The sequence below is a fragment of the Vibrio sp. 1CM7H genome, assembly GCF_023161645.1.
Taxonomy (GTDB): Bacteria; Pseudomonadota; Gammaproteobacteria; order Enterobacterales; family Vibrionaceae; genus Vibrio; species Vibrio diabolicus.
Genome location: NZ_JALNTV010000001.1, coordinates 216402 through 234984, shown reverse-complemented (window position 1 = coordinate 234984; position 18583 = coordinate 216402). Strand labels below are relative to the sequence as shown.

Sequence of the window (18583 nt, the reverse complement as noted above, 5' to 3'; positions counted from 1 at the left end):
AACATGCGATTGTTTAGAGCGATTTAAGTCCCCCTACTAAGCTGCAATGTTTCTGGAGAAAGACATGCAAAAGAACACCCTCTGGTTCAATGGCCTATCCATGGATGATGTCGACAAAGTCGGCGGTAAGAATGCTTCACTTGGCGAAATGGTTTCTAACCTAGCGAACGCAGGCGTTTCTGTACCAAATGGTTTTGCGACAACCTCATACGCGTTTAACCAATTCCTTGACCACGAAGGTTTGGATGAGCGTATTCACCAATTACTTGATGAACTAGACGTTGAGGATGTGGAAGCTCTGCGTAAGACAGGTGCAACCATCCGTCAATGGGTATTAGAGGCCCCTTTCCCTGCGGACCTTGAACAAGAAATCCGTGAAAACTACCAAGAACTGATTGAAGGCAACCCTGAGCTTTCAGTCGCAGTTCGTTCATCTGCTACGGCAGAAGACCTGCCTGATGCCTCTTTTGCTGGTCAGCAAGAAACGTTTTTGAACGTGAAAGGCATCGACGCAGTACTAGAAGCAACTAAGCACGTTTACGCTTCTCTATTTAACGACCGTGCGATCTCTTACCGTGTACACCAAGGTTTCGACCACCGTGGTATCTCGCTATCTGCGGGTATCCAACGTATGGTGCGTTCAGACAAAGCTTCTTCGGGTGTAATGTTTACGCTTGATACTGAGTCTGGTTTCGACCAAGTTGTCTTCATCACCTCTTCATGGGGCCTAGGTGAAATGGTCGTTCAAGGCGCAGTAAACCCTGATGAATTCTACGTTCATAAGCCAATGCTTGAAGCAGGTGAGCACCCGATCGTTAAGAAAACATTTGGTTCTAAGTTGATCAAAATGATCTACTCTGACAACCAAGAGATCGGCAAACAAGTTGATATCGTTGACACTTCTGATGAAGAGCGCAACACGTTCTCATTGAACGACGAAGAGATCAAAGAGCTCGCCAAACAAGCGATGATCATCGAGAAGCACTACCAGCGTCCAATGGACATTGAGTGGGCAAAAGATGGCATCGACGGCAAGCTGTACATTGTTCAAGCGCGTCCTGAAACCGTATGTTCACAAACGGAACAAAATGTGATTGAGCGCTACGAGCTACAAAACAAAGCAGATGTTTTGATTGAAGGTCGTGCAATCGGTCAACGTATCGGTAAAGGTGCAGTACGTTTGGTTGACTCTCTGGACCAAATGTCATTGGTTCAAGAAGGTGATGTGTTGGTTACAGACATGACTGATCCAGACTGGGAACCAGTGATGAAGAAAGCTTCTGCTATTGTTACCAACCGTGGCGGACGTACTTGTCACGCAGCAATCATTGCTCGTGAACTTGGTATTCCTGCAATCGTTGGCTGTGGCGATGCGACAAGCAAACTGACTGATGGCGCAACAGTGACCGTATCTTGTGCAGAAGGCGAAACGGGTTACGTTTACCAAGGTGAACTTGAGTTTGATGTAAAACGCTCTTCTGTTGATGAACTGCCACTGCTGCCGACCAAAGTGATGATGAATGTGGGCAACCCAGATCGCGCATTCGACTTTGCTCAGATTCCAAACGAAGGTGTTGGCCTTGCTCGTCTAGAGTTCATCATCAACAAGATGATCGGTATTCACCCGAAAGCATTACTTAACTTTGATGCGCAAAGCGATGAGCTAAAAGCAGAAATCAAACAGCGCATTCGTGGTTACAAAGATCCTATCGATTTCTACGTAAGCAAACTGACTGAAGGCATCGCGACTATCGCTTCTGCTTTCTGGCCAAAACGCGTCATCGTTCGTATGTCTGACTTTAAGTCGAACGAATACAGCAACTTGGTTGGTGGTAAAGCCTACGAACCGCATGAAGAAAACCCAATGCTTGGCTTCCGTGGTGCGTCTCGTTACATTTCTCCAGTGTTTGAAGATTGCTTCGAGTTAGAAACTCAAGCTATCAAGCGCGTTCGTAACGAAATGGGTCTGAAAAACGTTGAAATCATGATTCCATTCGTGCGTACACCAAGCGAAGCTGCATCAGTGATTGATTTGCTAGCGAAGTTTGATCTGCGCCGTGGCGACCAAGGTCTTAAAGTCATCATGATGTGTGAACTGCCATCCAACGCGGTACTTGCCGATGAGTTCTTGAAGTACTTTGATGGCTTCTCGATTGGTTCAAACGACATGACTCAGCTAACGCTTGGTCTGGACCGTGACTCTGGCGACGTTGCTCACCTATTTGATGAGCGTAACGCGGCGGTGAAAATCATGCTGAAAATGGCAATTGACGCAGCAACCAAAGCTGGCAAGTACGTGGGTATTTGTGGTCAGGGCCCATCAGATCATGAAGATTTGGCGGAATGGTTGATGGAGCAAGGCATCAGCTCTGTTTCACTAAACCCAGACACCGTTATCGATACTTGGTTACAGCTCGGTAAAGTTAGCAGCAAGTAACGCGCTAAAAACTCAAGCCCTCACACTCCCCTTGTGAGGGCTTTGTTATTCATACGTCATTTCGCAATCAGTTCGTGATTCCTCTCTCAAGATCGCCATTTAGTCAATTTCATTATCAAAGTCTGATGACCTAGAATGAAGATGTATCGACAACTCCAGAGAGAATTTGATGAAAAAGTCTATCGCACTCATTACCACATTGATGCTCCTAGCATCTCCCGCTTACGCAGATTGGGATGATATTTCCAACAAAATGTCTGAGCTAGGCGAAGCGGTTTCTGATACTGCGCAAGATGCTTGGGACGATACCAAAGCCTTTTCAAAGCAAGCGTGGCAAGATTTCACTAATTGGTCCGAGGAAGCAATCAATACCGCAGGCGAGTGGACAGAAGCTAGTATCGAGAAAAGCAAAGAATGGATAGATGCAGCCGACAAGAAAATTGATGAACTGATGGAAGGCGACACGCCAGAAGAAGCTCGCCAAGCCGTAGACTTAATGGCGGATAGTGCTTTGCTCAAGTTGTTTAATGAAAAGCCGGAGGCCAAAGCCATTTACGACAACGCTTACGGCTACGCGGTCTTTGATTCTCGTAAATTGTCTTTGTTGTTTCACACCAACTCAGGGTCAGGTGTCGCAATAAATAAGGAAACAGAAAAACGCACTTATATGAATATGTTTGGTTTGGGCGTCGCACTTGGGGCTGGCGGCAAGTTTTACCAACAAGTGATTCTGTTTGAGAGCAAAGAAGACTTTGATACGTTCGTCAACGAAGGATGGGAAGCGACCAGTGAAGCCTCTGCTGTAGCTGGCGAAGACTCAGAGCAACTTTCAAAGCAATTTAACAGTGGCGTCGCCGTTTATCAGTTGAATGCAAAAGGCTTGCTCATCGATGCCAACGTGTCTGGTTCTAAATATTGGGTTAACGAAGAGCTCACCAACTCGCAGTAACGCATAGCAACTAATCGCTTAAACAGAACGGTTGTTATGCATCCTTATCAATAAGTTAACGCAGCTATGACTCCTCAAAACTGAGTACTTGTGCAACTTTCTCATGGGAAGTTACCAGAAGATGGTGACTTCCCTTTCTCGTTGGATGGCTTTTCGTTATGCTTGCCCAAAACCATCTGCGATTCGGTATCCCATGCCTGACAATAACTTTAATAATCTGCTGGCAGAAGCAATTTCTGCTCTTAATACGCCTAACTTTACTCCTAAGCTTATGCGTGTCATTCGCACTCTTTTTCATTTTGATTGCGCGGTTATTTTAGGTTATCGAGAAGGTAAACATCCTATTTATCTCTACGACTCGATTGAGAACGAGCGAGAGTTACTTTTTCAACGCTACCTTACTGACTCATTTCAAAATGACCCTTTTTTTCTCAAACTAAACGAGACAAAGCAACAAGGCGTATTTACGCTCAAAGACGTAGCACGCAAAGGCGTTGATTTTACTTCCTACTGCGAACAGTTCTACCATCAGACAGGGTGGAAAGACGAACTGAGCATGCTAGTCGAAGTCGAACCTGGCCGTTGGGTCATGCTGTACTTCGGGTATATGAATGATGGAAAATACTTTTCTCAACAGCAAATCAATAAATTAAAGCCCTACTTCCCGATAATCCAATCGCTTTGTCAGCAGCACTGGAAACAAACGGAGTTTACCTTTTCTGAGCCTGTTTTTGCCCAGAGTGCTTATTCTGGCAGTATGCGATTGGCCATTGAGCAAGCTTTAGCAACATTTGGCGTAGAATCACTCACTCGTCGCGAGCAAGAGGTGGCTTCACTCCTCGCTCAAGGGTTTGACACCAAAGAAATTGCCGCGCGGTTACACTTAGTGCAAGGCACGGTCAAAAATCATCGAAAACGCATTTACTCGCAGTTAAATGTGTCTTCATTGAGTGAGTTATTCCAGCTTTTCCTCAATCACCTTATTCTCCATTCAAGATAAAAAACTGTCCCTTAAGGGATATATCGACAAAAGGTGTCGCGTTTTAGTCTGAATACAACAACCACTAAGACAGACAAAAAGAATGATGACACCATTACTGCAAGATTTACAAGATCGTGGCTTGATTGCGCAGGCCAGCGATTTGGAAGAAATTCAGACACTTCTCTCACGGCCACAAACCGTTTACTGCGGCTTCGATCCTACAGCAGGCAGCTTGCACATCGGCCACCTTGTGCCTTTGATTATGCTTAAGCGCTTTCAAGATGCGGGACACCAAGCTGTTGCCTTGATTGGCGGTGCAACGGGCATGATTGGCGACCCGAGCTTTAAAGCGACCGAGCGCAGCCTGAATTCTTCAGAAATCGTCTCAGGTTGGGTTAACGATCTTTCTAATCAAATTCAGCAGTTGATGAATCACCAACTGACCAAGCCAATGATCATGGTGAACAATGCTGACTGGATGAAAGCGATCAACGTCATCGACTTCTTCCGTGATGTAGGTAAGCACTTCTCGATCAATACCATGATCAACCGGGAGTCGGTAAAGCAACGCTTGCAACGCCCTGATCAAGGCATCTCTTTTACCGAATTTAGCTACGCTCTGCTGCAATCGTACGATTTTGCCGAGCTAAACCGTCAATACGATTGTCGTTTGCAAATCGGTGGCAATGACCAATGGGGAAACATCGTCAGCGGGATCGATTTAACTCGTCGTCAAAATGGTGAGCAAGTATTTGGCTTAACTCTGCCACTGATCACCAAATCCGATGGCACCAAATTTGGCAAAACCGAAGGCGGCGCAGTGTGGCTAGATCCTAGCAAAACCTCACCTTACGCCTTCTACCAGTTCTGGCTTGGCGCAGAAGACGCCGACGTTTACCACTTCTTGCGTTACTACACGTTCTTGAGCTGCGAAGAAATTGCCAGCATTGAAGCGCAAGACCAAGCAAGCCAAGGCAAGCCACAAGCACAACGTATTCTCGCTGAAGAAATGACGCGATTTGTTCATGGCGAAGACGGCCTATCTAGTGCCGAGCGCATCACTCAAGCACTGTTCAGCGGTAATGTGCAACAACTGAGTTTGGGTGAATTAAAACAGTTGGAATTGGATGGTTTACCAAGCATTGAGAGTGCACAACAAGATTTGGTTGAGCTATTGATTGAGTCGGGTTTAGCAAGCTCGAAACGTGTTGCGCGCGAACACATCAGCAACAACGCCATCAGTGTAAACGGTGAAAAAGTGTCGGCTGATAACCCGAGTTTAAGCTTCCCACTGTTTGACCAATACTGGTTACTACAACGCGGTAAAAAGCACTTCTGCCTCGTAAAGCGTACCGCTTAACAAAGCATCGGAATGACACCTCACAAGGCAAAGTGATATAGCGAGTTAACTGACGGTTAGCTCGCTCTAGTATCGGCTGTGCATACCAAAATGATGAGACATTCCATCTTCCATTCGGCCGCCTTTCCAGCCACCAGCACCGAATAAATTAAGCACATCTTGAGCGGTATAATCAGCACCAGCAAAGAAGTCATGCGCCACATCAGAGCGGATGGCTTGCAACTCGGGTTGGTTTTCCAAATCAAGTTCTTGCGGATTCGCGTACAACGCCAACGCAATTTTTTGTTGGCACGTGCTTAACTCACTGGTGCTCGTCTTTACCTGACCGACGGAAAAGTACTCACGACTGCCATATCCCACCACCAATCTGGTACTCATTAGCTTAATTACTTTCTTAATGCGGCGACGTTGTATAAATCTCAACATGTTGAAGTCCTTATTTATATTTCGATAATTAATAATAAGTTTTGTATACCACACATCAATACTCTAGAGTGTCAGGGTTTAGCACGGCGCTCAAAGAGTATGGAGTTCAAGAGTGAAAATTGACGATCTAAAACTGTTCACCAAAGTCGTCCAACTTGGCAGCTTTACAGCGGCAGCCAATGCTTTGGACTTACCACGAGCAAATGTTAGCCGACGCATTGGAGAACTGGAACGTTACCTCGGAACGCAACTTTTTCACCGCACCACTCGCAGCCTTTCGCTGACAAACAAAGGCGATGCCTACTACCAAGATCTGCAAAAAGTGCTCACCTTGCTTGATTCGGCAAACCAGCAAGCCAGTAACGAAAGCATCGAAGTCAGAGGCAAAATCAAACTTGGCCTTCTGCCAGAAACCTATGAACCTCTTCAACCCATTTTGTTTGAATTTCAGGATCAATATCCGCAGGTTGAGCTCGACATTCGCAATATCAACAATGGCTTTATTGATATGTTTCAGCAGGGGTTGGACATCGCGCTGCACGGCGGCATGCTGTTTGATTCAGACATTGTCGCCAGAAAGATCTTAACGCTAGACCGATGTGTCGTTGCCTCACCGAACTATCTTCAAACTCACGGCACACCAGCCACATTAGAAGAGTTGAGCGATCATCAGTGCATTTGTTTTCGTTGGCCAAATGGCAATGTCGACAACCTTTGGCATTTTCAGGAACAAAACGTAGCGCTCAAACCGAAACTCATTTCCAACAACATCGGCTTTATCAAAAGCTCCACAGTGCTTGACCGCGGCATTAGTTATATCCCAAAACTGTTGGTAAAAAATGAGCTCGAATCCGGTGCATTGGTGCAAGTATTGTCTCAATATGCCGTCACAGAAGAAACGGGGTGGTTGCTCTACCCTAAGCCGAAAACGCTGAACCAAGCTAGCCGGTTACTTATTGAACACTTGTGCAATAAAATACCAAAACTTTTGTAGTTTACATTTATTGTCATAAATTTTGTGACATTGAATCATGCGTACGCATGATTATCTGAACATCTGTGAATTATAAGATGGCGCCGAAATTATGGAGCCATCTTATGAATCATCAAATCAAAACCGCTGCGCTGAGCACTATCGCGCTCTCTCTACTCGGCTGTAATCAAGCTCAACCCCAGGTTGAGGAGCCAAGCGCATCCAGACCCATTCAAGTGATTGAAGTCAATGAAAGGAATGAAGAACTCAACAAATCATTCAGCGGGATCGTAAAAGCAAAAGAAACCGCCTCACTCTCTTTTCGTGTACCTGGCACCGTGGAAAGCGTGTTCGTAAATAAAGGCAGCGTGGTAGAAAAAGGCCAAGTCATTGCCACGCTGGACAAGCACGATTACCAAGTCTCACTAGAAGAATTACAAGCGCGCATGTTAGAAGCGCAATCAGCACACAAACTCGCGAAAGCCGAGTTAAAGCGCGTAAAACAAGCAACTTCTGATGATGCCATTGCCAGCGTAAACTTAGATCGAGCCATCAGCAGCTACGAACGTAGCGTCTCTGCCGTCAAAGTGGTTGAGAAAAACATCCAACGTGCAAAAGATGCCCTACGTTACACCACTCTACGTGCACCATTCACTGGCATTGTTGCCGACGTTTCTGTTGATCCACATGAACAAACCTTGCCGGGCGGCAGTGTTGTGTCAATTCAGCAAGAAGGCAGCTGGGAAGTCGACATCGACGTGCCGGAAAATATGATTGCGCAATTCGCACTAGGTCAGCCAGCATCGTTGACTTGGTATGATTCGGAGCAATCCTACCGAGCAACCGTTGCAGAAATCGCGCCGAAAAAGCACCTGCTCAAACAAACCTATACCGTCACGCTAGACATCGATTCGATTTCCAGTGCGCTATTCAACGGTAAAGCAGTCACGGTAAATACCGCTCTCAACACCAGCAACTCAAGCCATTGCTTCCCTTATTCTGCAATTTTGGGGGAGAAACAAACTCTGCACGTGAATGTGGTTCGTGATGCGGTTATTCATTCAGAGCCGGTCAATCTTGACTCTATCGACGCATACCAAGCGTGTGTGACCGGAAGTTTTGAGCATGGCGATTATGTGGTGATCAGCGGTAGCCATTATCTGAGCGAGGGCGATGCCGCCCCAAACCTGACTATCAAGACGTTGTAGGTGCGTATCCATGATCAATTTAGCTGAATTCGCGATTCGCCAACGTAAGTTCGTTCTGTTCTTTATCGTATTGAGCGTGATCGCTGGCATCTATTCTTACTTCGACTTAGGCAAGTTAGAAGACCCGAGCTTTACAGTAAAAACTGCGGTAGTCGTGACCCTTTATCCGGGTGCATCTGCCGAAGAAGTCGAACACCAAGTCACCGATACCGTGGAAACTAAATTGCAGGAAATGGCGGAGTTGGATCGCTTGCGCTCATTGTCTCGCCCCGGTTTGTCTATGGTCTTTGTTGACCTCAAAGAGAGCCTTAATTCCAAAGCACTTCCGCAGGAATGGGACTTGTTGAGACGCAAAGTGGACGATGTAAAACTGCAGCTGCCTTCCAGTGCGCAGATCAGCGTAGTACAAGACGAGTTCTCTGAAGTCTACGGCATGCTTTTCTCTATCCACAGCACAGATGCTACACCAGAAGAGTTGCGTCGCTACGCCGAAGAGCTGCAACGCCAAATCAAAGCCGTCGACGGCATCAAAAAGATCGAGCTACACGGCGTTCAACCTCGCGTTGTACACATCGATATGCCAGACGAGCGCTTGGCTCAATATGGTTTGTCGATCGCACAAGTTTGGAACCAACTGAGCACACAAAACAGCACGTTCGAAGCGGGAAAATTCGATGCCGGTACAGAGCGTATTCGTATTGCGCAAACCAGTGAGTTTCAGTCTCTAGAAGACATTCGCAATTTAATCATCAATGGTGGCACCGGCGAGTTTGGCTCGGGGTTGATTCGTCTTGGTGACATCGCCGACATCACCATGGGTTATCAAACACCAGCATTGGCAGAAAACCGCTACAACGGAGAGCCCGCTGTCACCTTGGCGGTGAGTCCAGTTCAAGGCATTAACGTGGTGTCACTTGGCGATACGATTCAAGACATCATCGCTAACTACCAGGCAACGCTGCCGCTGGGTGTCGACATCTCGACCGTTGCTTATCAACCTGAAGAAGTACAAAAGTCTATCGACGACTTTGTTGGCAACCTGCTTGAAAGTGTCGCGATTGTTTTTGTGGTGTTGTTGGTTTTCATGGGCTTTAAGAGTGCAACCATCGTTGGCGCAAGCTTGCTCCTGACTATTTTGCTCACGCTTGTATACATGAACATCGCCAGCATCGATTTGCACCGTGTCTCGCTAGGTACGTTTATCCTCGCACTGGGCATGTTGGTGGATAACGCCATTGTGATCACCGATATGATGATCGCCAAGCTCAACAAAGGTATCGAGCGAACTCGCGCCGCGATTGATTCCGTCAAAGAAACCGCCGTGCCACTTTTAGGCGCAACTGTCATCGCGATTATGGGCGCAAGCCCAGTGTTGTTCTCCAAAACCGACTCCGCCGAGTTTGCAAGCTCTGTGTTCTACATTGTGGCATCGTCACTGTTGCTTTCATGGATCGTCGCGATGACGTTTACGGTATTAATGGCGTGGATGTTCATCAAGCCCAAAGCTAACAGAGAAGAGACCAAACCGAGCCGTTATAAACAGTTGGTATTCTGGACGGTGGACAACCCGCGTAAAGCATTAGCCGCTTTGGTTCCGTTGATTTTAGTCACCGCCGTGGCAATCCCGTATGTGGCCGTGAACTTTATTCCTCAGTCGGATCGCTCAATTGTGTTTCTCGATTACTGGCTACCCAATGGTGCCAAGATTGAACAAACCTCGGCAGACATGCGCAAAGTTGAAGAATGGTTGGTCGCACAACCAGAAGTGGAAAGTATCTCTAGCTATGTCGGCACCAGTGCACCTCGCTTCTCGGTAACGGTAGAGCCTGAGCCGCTCGACCCTGCCTACGGGCAGATTCTGATCAACACCAAAGACTACGAGAGCATCAGTCACTTGGTAACGCGTGGCGATGATTGGCTGAAAGAGGCGTTTCCGGATGCCGAACCTCGCTTCCGAGCGCTGAAGCTAGCAACCAAAGATAAGTTCGCGGTTGAGGTGCGTTTTTCTGGTCCGGATGAAACCGTATTACATCAACTAGCGGCGGAAGCGAAAACGATTTTTGCTTCAAACCCTGATGCAAAATACATTCGCGATGATTGGCGCCAAGAAAGCAAAGTGCTCAAGCCGATTCTAAACCAAGACAAAATGCGTCAAGCAGGAATTAACCGCGCCGATGTCGCTTTCGCGCTAAAACGCGCATCAGACGGCATGCCGCTCGGACAAATGAACCTGAATGATGAGCTGATTCCAATTCAGTTACGTGGCACATCGCAAAACATGGCGTCACTAGAAACGCTACCTGTGCGCTCGCTACTTGGCTTTAACAGCGTTCCACTTGGTCAAGTGGTGGATGGATTCGAACTGGTCACCGAAGAGAGCATGATTTGGCGACGAGACCGCGTGAAAACCATCACGGTTCAAGCGGGTGTGAGCCGAGACTCCACACCAGCGAATGTAAGAAATGCCATTAAAGATCAGGTTGAAGCTATCCAACTTCCGGCGGGTTACAGCATGGAATGGGGAGGCGAATATTACGATGAAGACAAAGCGGTCACCGACATCATGAAGCAGCAACCAAAAGCAATGCTGATCATGGTGATCATTTTAGTCGCGATGTTCAACGGCTTTAAGCAACCAATCATCATCCTCGCAACGCTACCACTGGCAGCATCAGGGGCTGTGTTTGCTCTGCTTGGATTCGATAAACCATTTGGCTTTATGGCGCTGATCGGAGCTATCACACTAACCGGGATGATCATCAAAAATGGCATCGTACTAATGGATCAAATTGAGCTCGAACGCACAAATGGCAAGAGCTTGTCTGACGCGATCAAAGAAGCCACGGTCAACCGTACTATGGCCATTTCTATGGGTGCGTTAACGACCGCGCTCGGCATGATCCCGCTGCTGTCAGATCTGCTGTTTGACCAAATGGCGGCAACCATCATCGGAGGCTTGGCGGCCGCAACCATATTGTCACTGTTTGTCATGCCGGCACTGTATCGCCTTGCTTATAAAGAAAAAGCACCATCCATACAAACCAACGCTGAGCTAGAGGAGGCGTCATCGTGAAAAAATTCATTCTAACGCCTGTCGTTCTAGCCCTAAGTTTAGCGGGCTGTGCAGTGGGGCCAGACTACCAAGCACCGACCACCAGCATGGCAGAAACCTACTTGAACGCCGAAAATGCAGGGTTGAGTACCGATTCACAACACGTTGAGTTTTGGTGGACTAAGTTTCACGATCCGGTGCTGAATCAAATGGTTCAAGACATGCAGAGCCAAAACATTCCGCTGAAAGTGGCGGCCGAGCGGGTGAAAATGGCCAACAACTATAAAACCATGGTGGAGTCATTCAAGGTGCCGACTATTAGTCTCGGTGCGGGTTACATGAACTATCAGTTCAGTAAAAATGACTCTTCACTCGGTCCGATATTGAATCCACTCAGTGATGCCGTGCCGGGTCTACCACCTCAAATTGGTAACGTCACCCTAATGGATAATCAACACGATGGCGTATTTGCAGGCGCGAGTATCGCTTGGGAAGTTGATCTGTTTGGGCGCATTGACCGCCAAGCGAACGCGGCGCATATTCGTCTCGAACAAGCTCAGATCTATCAAAGCGGCTTGAACACGGTGATCACAGCGGATTTGATTCACAACTACTTGCAATACCAAGGTGCGAGTGAGCGCCTTGAATTAGCAAAGTCGAACTTAGAAGATCAACGACGCACACTCGACCTCGTCGGAAAAGTCGTGCGCAGCGGCTACGGTTCTGCTCTCGATTTAGCCCAAGCGAAGGCCACGCTTGCGGCGATGGAATCGCTCGTTCCGCAGTTAGAGATTGCACAACAAGCGCACAAACATCGTTTAGCGGTGCTGCTTGGCGAGCCGCTAACGCAAGTCGAAATCCGTCTGTCTAAGCAACATAGTGTACCTGTCATGCAAGACATGGTGCCGGTCGGTTTACCTTCCGATCTGTTGAAGCGTCGTACCGATATTCGCTTAGCCGAGCGCGAAATGGCCGCGCTCAATGAAGAGTTAGCAGCAAGCGTTGCTGATCAATATCCGAAGTTCTTTTTGACGGGCGCTCCGGGGTTGTCGGCGTCAAGCTTTGACGATCTCTTCAGTAGCGATTCTTTCGGTTGGATGGGTGCGGCAGGCGTAAGCTGGAACTTGTTCGATGGGGGTCGTGGCGAGGCGATTGAAGCCATCAACCAAGCGCGTTTTGATTCGGCGACATTGTCTTATCAACATACGGTAGAGGCAGCTTTGGCAGAAACCGAATCCTCGCTGTTTGCTTATGGTCGCAGCCAAGAAAATCAGCGCCGAATCGATGAGGCATTGAAAGCCACCAATAACGCCGTCAACAAAGCCAAGTCACTGTACCGCGCTGGCTTAATTGATCATTTGTCGGTTTTGGATACGCAACGTCAGCAACGCATGATGCAAGATCAGCGAGTCGCGGCAAAGTTACAAACCGCACACGCTACGATTGCGCTCTACAAATCGCTTGGTGGTGATTGGACGCTACAACCAGAAGCACAACCCCAAACGAATGCCAAAGGTTAGGTTTCTTACAAGCCTCACACCTTTGCGCCATAACGGATGCCGTTAAATCGGTTAAAAAGAGGCCACTTAGATGGCCTCTTTGTTTGTGAGGCAAATATTTCTACCACCTATACCCTCTCTCGGTTGTATAATACAGGCTCTGAAATATTTTGTTACGTTACCTCGGTAACACCTGAGATTACAACATGAACAACAGCAGATGGGTCGGCTTTATAGGCGGCACGATTGTCTTACTTAGTACCTTTATCCTCTTCGGATCTTCCGTCCACGCTGCTTGGTACCGAATCCCTGCGGAAGCCATTCATGGTATCGCCTTCACTCTGGCTTTTGGTTTAGGGTTAAACAGCCTACTGGCGTACGCGACGGCAATGCTTACTCTCGCAGCGCTATTCTACATAGGTTTTGTTGTTGGCTACCGTATTCATCAGAAACTTAAATAAACTTCTGTCTCAACCTGAGCTTAATAACGGATACTTGGTAACTAAAAAGGGAGCAAAGGCCCCCTTCTCAGATATCAGCATATAGATGCTCTATGCCCGTTTTAATCATTAAGGTGGTATACCCTCAACGACTGTTGCATGCCGAAAACATCATCACCTAAATACTCAACCGTCATTGGAACGTTGGTCAGCAGAGTAAAACTGGAGTCACTGAACCTGCCATCAACATCACTTTCCAAATGAACAAAAAACGCAGGCTTGTCAGAAATCAATGTAATTTGGCTTCCTTCAATAGAGACATCAATATTGGCTTTTGCCATAGGCAAAGTTTTCAGCTCATGAGTGCAAAACCATGTGTTGCTTATTCTGTCTTCACCGATTTGCGCTTCAACATAGAAGAAGCCTGACGTAAGCTCATCCTTCTCAACCGATTCATCCAATTGCCACAAAATCGTATTGCTGTCTGCTATGACCGTTTGTTCTAAGCTCCAACATTGCTTTTCTTCCCCTTGCCAATCTACCCACTTGAGCAGTGCGTTGACGCTTGCGGGCTCTTTGGCATCATTGAGCAAATGCAGGCTCAACTTGCCTGTATGCTCGGAAAATACCAAATACTGCGGCGCAAAAAAGCGTTTTGCATGGTAGTGCAACTGCTTCCAACGACCACTGTATTCCAAGCTAGACCAAGAACTGACAGGCCAGTTGTCGTTGAGTTGCCAATACAGCATGCCGCGACAAACTGGAGAAATGGCACGCCAATGATCGCACGCAGTTTTGATCGCGATTGCCTGCTGAACTTGGCTTAAATACAGCATGTTCTCGAATCCAGAGGGAAAACGGAAATAACGCGTGAACATCTCTGTGATGATACTGTTACCACGAGGATTCTTCTGATGTTGTTCAAAGGTTAGGGACGTGATATTCCAATCTTGCTCCGGGACAAACTGCTTAACTTCTGCAAAAGATGGCCAAGATTGAAAACCAAACTCAGAGCAAAAACGAGGATTCACGTCAAGGTAGGCATTGAATGATTTTCCTGAATGCCAAACGTCCCAAAAGTGCATATCACCTTTACTATCATCATGCCACGCGTCACCGAAATCCAGTTCACCATTACACGGGGAACTTGGCCAGAAACGACGAGCGCTATCGTGCTCAGTAATCACCTGCTCAATCATGCGGTTGAGGCGATCGTAGTTAACCGTGTATTTGACTTTATTGTGCTTAGATTCTTCGTACCAACCAATAGCTCCAATCACTTCATTATCACCACACCAAAGTGCTATTGATGGGTGCTCCTTAAGCCTCGGAATTTGGTATCGAAGCTCATCTTCGACCTCTTTTAAGAAGTCATTATCAGATGGGTACAGTGAACATGCGAACATCATGTCTTGCCACACTAACAAGCCGAGCTCATCACACAGATTGTAAAAGCTCTCGCTCTCGTACTGACCTCCACCCCACACACGTATCATATTCATGTTAGCATCAACCGCACTTTGCAAAAGGTTGCGATAACGTGTTTCGCATTCTCGCCCCGGCATTGCGTCAATAGGGATCCAGTTGGCGCCTTTGGCATTAATTGGTACGCCATTGATGATAAATTCCATCGCAGAGCCATGTTCATCAGCTTGGTTATTTAGGGTTAACTGACGCAAACCAACGTTGCGCGTTAACTTTTGCTCTCTGCAAGAAATGGTAATGGGGTAAAGATAAGCTTCGCCATAACCTGATGGCCACCAGCGTTGAGGCTCCGAAATGTGGAACTGGCAGTGATAGTGGCCACTTCCTTTTGTTTGAATACATTGACGCTCACCATTAAATTCAACAATCAGTTCATGGCGTTGACTGTCCGTTTCCACTTCAACTACTACATCAAGAAACACACTCTCATCGGCTTGCCATTGCTGCTCTGTCGAGAAGCCTTTGAGCCAAAGCTCATTCACAATGTCGATTTGAATGGGGTCGTAAATACCCGATACCATCAAGCAAATACCCCAGTCCCATCCGGAATGACATTGCGTTTTTCGGATCAAATTCATGTGCGGAATTTGATTATTTCCCATTGCAGAAGGGATTGGGAAAGGCAATTTTTTAGCACGTTCCACACCTTCTATATCGACTCTGGCGAATTGAACAAGAACAGTATTTATGCCCTGTTTTAAATAAGGTTTGATATCAACTCGTTGTTGAGTAAACATGTTGCTGCAAGTTAGTGCTAACTCACCATTAATATAGAAGGTTGCCAAGGTATCGACACGAGTTAGCGTCATCCAAATTTGCTTGGCAGACAACGTAAACGCGTCGACTTCAAACTCACGCGAGATATGCCACTCACACTCTTCAATCCAACGAACTTTGTTTTCATTATCGGCAAAATAAGGATCCGGAATGCTCTCTGCTTGTAAAAGCGCCGAAATATTATCGCCCGGAATAGACATTGGAATTTCAATATCGGGACGCTGTGGCGAGGTAAGTAACCACTGTCCATTAAGTTCGAAGTGAGCCATTGAGTAAACCTCAGTTTGGAGAAGAAACATGTTTGCTCAATGTAATCCTGAGTAATCCATGCAAAAACAAGGGAAATGTTATTTACATACGAAATGCGGTGCACTTCACGTAAAAACACTTTCCTTTGATCTCTACCCAAAAATCAGCAACTTGGCTAACCTGTTAAAAATTAATCGAAATCTAAGGTTATATTTGCAACTTCGACATGTTAACATCATCGGCTTTTTGAACATCCTCACACTTTTCGTCGAAACGATGTGAGGGGAAATGCACGGCTTCATAGCCCTAAAAAGCGAAGTAATTATGTCAAATATGACGAATGCCGCCTCCCACACAGCGCCTATTCAGGATGCTGACTATTCTGCTATTCATCCCCCATCTCTGCTCAAGCGCCTCGAACTCACCAATCCTGTCTTTTGGTTAAGTGGTAGCTTCCTCACTCTATTCGTTTTACTTGCCCTAACGAATACCGACTCTCTAACCGCAATGGTTAACACCGGCTTCGGCTTTGCTACTAAATATTTCGGAGCTTACTGGCAAGTACTGCTTCTTCTGAATTTCCTTATTGGTTTGGCTCTTGCGTTTGGTCGCACTGGTTATGTGCGTCTAGGTGGTCTAGCGAAACCTGATATTGATAACTTTAAGTGGTTGTCAATCGTACTCTGTACTCTACTTGCAGGTGGTGGTGTGTTCTGGGCCGCTGCTGAGCCTATCGCGCACTTTGTGACTGCCCCACCTTTATACGGTGAAGCTTCACCGAAAACTGCCGCAATCAATGCTCTATCTCAGTCTTTTATGCACTGGGGCTTCTTAGCTTGGGCGATCCTTGGTGGTTTATCTTCCATTGTCTTAATGCACTTGCATTACGATAAAGGCCTGCCTCTTAAGCCGCGTACTCTGCTTTACCCTGTGTTTGGCGATAAAGCCATTAAAGGCTGGATTGGTGATGTTGCTGACGCATGTAGCATTATTGCCGTAGCAGCAGGAACAATCGGCCCTATTGGCTTCTTAGGTTTACAAATTAGCTACGCGCTAAACTCATTGTTTGGCCTGCCAGATACGTTCGTAACTCAAAGCATGGTTATCATGGCAGCGATCCTGATGTATACCCTTTCCGCACTAAGCGGTTTGAGCAAAGGTATTCAAATCGTCAGTCGTTACAACATTATTTTGTCTGTGCTGTTAATTGGTTACATCCTGTTCTTTGGACCGACAAGCTTTATTGTTGATGGCTATGTACAAGGCGTTGGTCGCATGGTAGATAACTTCTTCCCAATGGCGCTTTACCGTGGTGATACGGGCTGGCTAAGCTGGTGGACAGTATTCTTCTGGGGTTGGTTTATCGGTTATGGCCCAATGATGGCGATCTTTATTGCTCGTATCTCTCGTGGTCGTACAATTCGCCAATTAATCATGTCTATTAGCATCGCGGCACCGCTGATTACTTGCTTCTGGTTTAGTATCGTTGGTGGCAGTGGCCTTGCGTTTGAACTTGATAACCCTGGTTTGATTTCATCTGCGTTTGAAGGCTTTAACTTGCCTGCAGCACTGCTAGCGATTACCGGTGAATTACCTTACCCAATGATCATTTCGGTTCTGTTCCTGATCTTAACGACAACATTTATCGTGACGACGGGTGACTCAATGACTTACACAATCAGTGTAGTAATGACGGGCTCAACAGAACCAAACGCAGTGATTCGCTCATTCTGGGGCTTGATGATGGGTATTGTCGCTATTGCGCTTATCTCAATGGGCTCTGGTGGTATTTCTGCATTGCAGTCTTTCATTGTAATTACCGCCGTGCCTGTGTCTTTCATTTTGCTGCCAAGCATTTGGAAAGCGCCTGGCATCGCAAGTAAAATGGCAAAAGAGCAAGGCCTAGTTTAAACCGCCTCTCTAACCAATATGCGAAAAAGAGCCCTTCATTGGGCTCTTTTTAATTCTGCACTTTATCCTACGCTATCAATGCGAATCATCACTGCATCTGGACGCCAATACTCGAATTCGCAGTCCATTAATTTGCCATCTTGTTTGTAGTTTACTCGACGAATTTTCAGAACCGGCTGTCCTTCAGCCAAGTTCAACGCTTTAGCGACATGAGCAGGTGCTGACGTTGGAATCACATCAAAACGAGAGCGCTTTGTCTCGTAGCCATACTTCTCACGATAAATACCTGTCAGTGACATGATGAGGTTCTCGGACAATATACCTTCAAACAGTGCTGATTTGAGTATATTTTCAACAAACAATACCGCTCGCCCATCAATAAAACGTAACCGTTCAATCACATAAATTGGGGTAATTCGCTCCACCTCTAACGATTTTGCATATTCACCTGCAGCCATTTCACTTCTTACGTTGAGTAACTTGGTTTCTGCAATACGATGCTGCTCTCGAATCATTTGATGGAAGTGAGAACGAGACAACGGGTTGTAACAGATACGCTCCGGAGATACATACCAGCCACGACGCTCTTCTCGGTAGATCAGACCTTCAGTTTCTAAAGACACCAATGCATCTTTGATAGTGATTCGAGTCGTAGAAAATAGTTCACTGAGCTCTCTTTCTGATGGCAATTTTTGTCCTTCCGACATGATGCCGGAAAGAATCTGCTGCTTTAAGCTGCTTCTAATTTTTCCTAATTGGGTACCAAATTCTCCGGTGCCTGTCGCTCTCATTCTGATCTAGTCCAACGATAATTTGACGAATAACATAAGGCGTT

General features: G+C 46.6%; 13 protein-coding genes. 10 read left to right on the top strand and 3 right to left on the bottom strand.

Annotation, left to right across the window (positions count from 1 at the left end; genetic code table 11):
* Positions 1-64: 64 nt before the first annotated feature.
* The 4 genes from ppsA to tyrS all read left to right on the top strand — a co-directional run bounded on the left by ppsA (position 65) and on the right by tyrS (position 5728).
* Complete coding sequence (ppsA, locus tag MSG33_RS01060) at positions 65-2437, top strand: phosphoenolpyruvate synthase (protein ID WP_006741382.1); 2373 nt, start codon at positions 65-67, stop codon at positions 2435-2437.
* 169 nt (positions 2438-2606) lie between these two features.
* Positions 2607-3386 (top strand): hypothetical protein, encoded by a 780-nt coding sequence (locus MSG33_RS01055; protein ID WP_248379449.1) that lies wholly within the window; start codon positions 2607-2609, stop codon positions 3384-3386.
* A 193-nt stretch (positions 3387-3579) separates the two neighbouring features.
* A complete protein-coding gene (locus MSG33_RS01050) occupies positions 3580-4386 on the top strand; it encodes a helix-turn-helix transcriptional regulator (RefSeq protein WP_046876144.1) in 807 nt (268 codons plus the stop codon).
* A gap of 85 nt (positions 4387-4471) precedes the next feature.
* Positions 4472-5728: a tyrosine--tRNA ligase gene (gene tyrS, locus MSG33_RS01045; RefSeq protein WP_248380540.1), complete on the top strand. Its 1257-nt coding sequence runs from the start codon at positions 4472-4474 to the stop codon at positions 5726-5728.
* A 66-nt stretch (positions 5729-5794) separates the two neighbouring features.
* Here tyrS and MSG33_RS01040 read toward each other — a convergent pair whose 3' ends face one another.
* On the bottom strand, positions 5795-6154 hold the full coding sequence (locus MSG33_RS01040) for a DUF6559 family protein (protein WP_012842376.1): 360 nt from the start codon (positions 6152-6154) through the stop codon (positions 5795-5797).
* 112 nt (positions 6155-6266) lie between these two features.
* Here MSG33_RS01040 and MSG33_RS01035 point away from each other — a divergent pair, with 112 nt between their 5' ends.
* The 5 genes from MSG33_RS01035 (at position 6267) to MSG33_RS01015 (ending at position 13347) form a co-directional block, all read left to right on the top strand.
* Complete coding sequence (locus MSG33_RS01035; protein WP_005392703.1) at positions 6267-7148, top strand: LysR family transcriptional regulator; 882 nt, start codon at positions 6267-6269, stop codon at positions 7146-7148.
* Between the two features lie 104 nt (positions 7149-7252).
* Positions 7253-8335, top strand: coding sequence for an efflux RND transporter periplasmic adaptor subunit (locus tag MSG33_RS01030; RefSeq protein WP_248379446.1), 1083 nt, complete (start codon positions 7253-7255; stop codon positions 8333-8335).
* A 10-nt stretch (positions 8336-8345) separates the two neighbouring features.
* Positions 8346-11408 carry an efflux RND transporter permease subunit gene (locus MSG33_RS01025; RefSeq protein ID WP_248379444.1) on the top strand — a complete coding sequence of 1021 codons (3063 nt, stop codon included), beginning with the start codon at positions 8346-8348 and terminating at the stop codon, positions 11406-11408.
* A complete protein-coding gene (locus tag MSG33_RS01020; RefSeq protein WP_248379441.1) occupies positions 11405-12907 on the top strand; it encodes an efflux transporter outer membrane subunit in 1503 nt (500 codons plus the stop codon). Before MSG33_RS01025 ends, MSG33_RS01020 begins: the two co-directional genes overlap by 4 nt.
* A 185-nt stretch (positions 12908-13092) precedes the next feature.
* A complete protein-coding gene (locus MSG33_RS01015) occupies positions 13093-13347 on the top strand; it encodes a hypothetical protein (protein WP_046875806.1) in 255 nt (84 codons plus the stop codon).
* 101 nt (positions 13348-13448) lie between these two features.
* Here the strand turns inward: MSG33_RS01015 and MSG33_RS01010 are convergent, their stop codons facing one another.
* Complete coding sequence (locus MSG33_RS01010; protein WP_248379439.1) at positions 13449-15857, bottom strand: glycoside hydrolase family 2 protein; 2409 nt, start codon at positions 15855-15857, stop codon at positions 13449-13451.
* A 304-nt stretch (positions 15858-16161) separates the two neighbouring features.
* On the opposite strand from MSG33_RS01010, the gene MSG33_RS01005 reads away from it, so the two are divergent.
* Positions 16162-17748, top strand: a complete 1587-nt coding sequence (locus tag MSG33_RS01005) for a BCCT family transporter (protein WP_005392697.1) — start codon at positions 16162-16164, stop codon at positions 17746-17748.
* A gap of 62 nt (positions 17749-17810) precedes the next feature.
* Here the strand turns inward: MSG33_RS01005 and MSG33_RS01000 are convergent, their stop codons facing one another.
* Positions 17811-18539 carry a UTRA domain-containing protein gene (locus tag MSG33_RS01000; RefSeq protein WP_248379437.1) on the bottom strand — a complete coding sequence of 243 codons (729 nt, stop codon included), beginning with the start codon at positions 18537-18539 and terminating at the stop codon, positions 17811-17813.
* Positions 18540-18583: the final 44 nt, after the last annotated feature.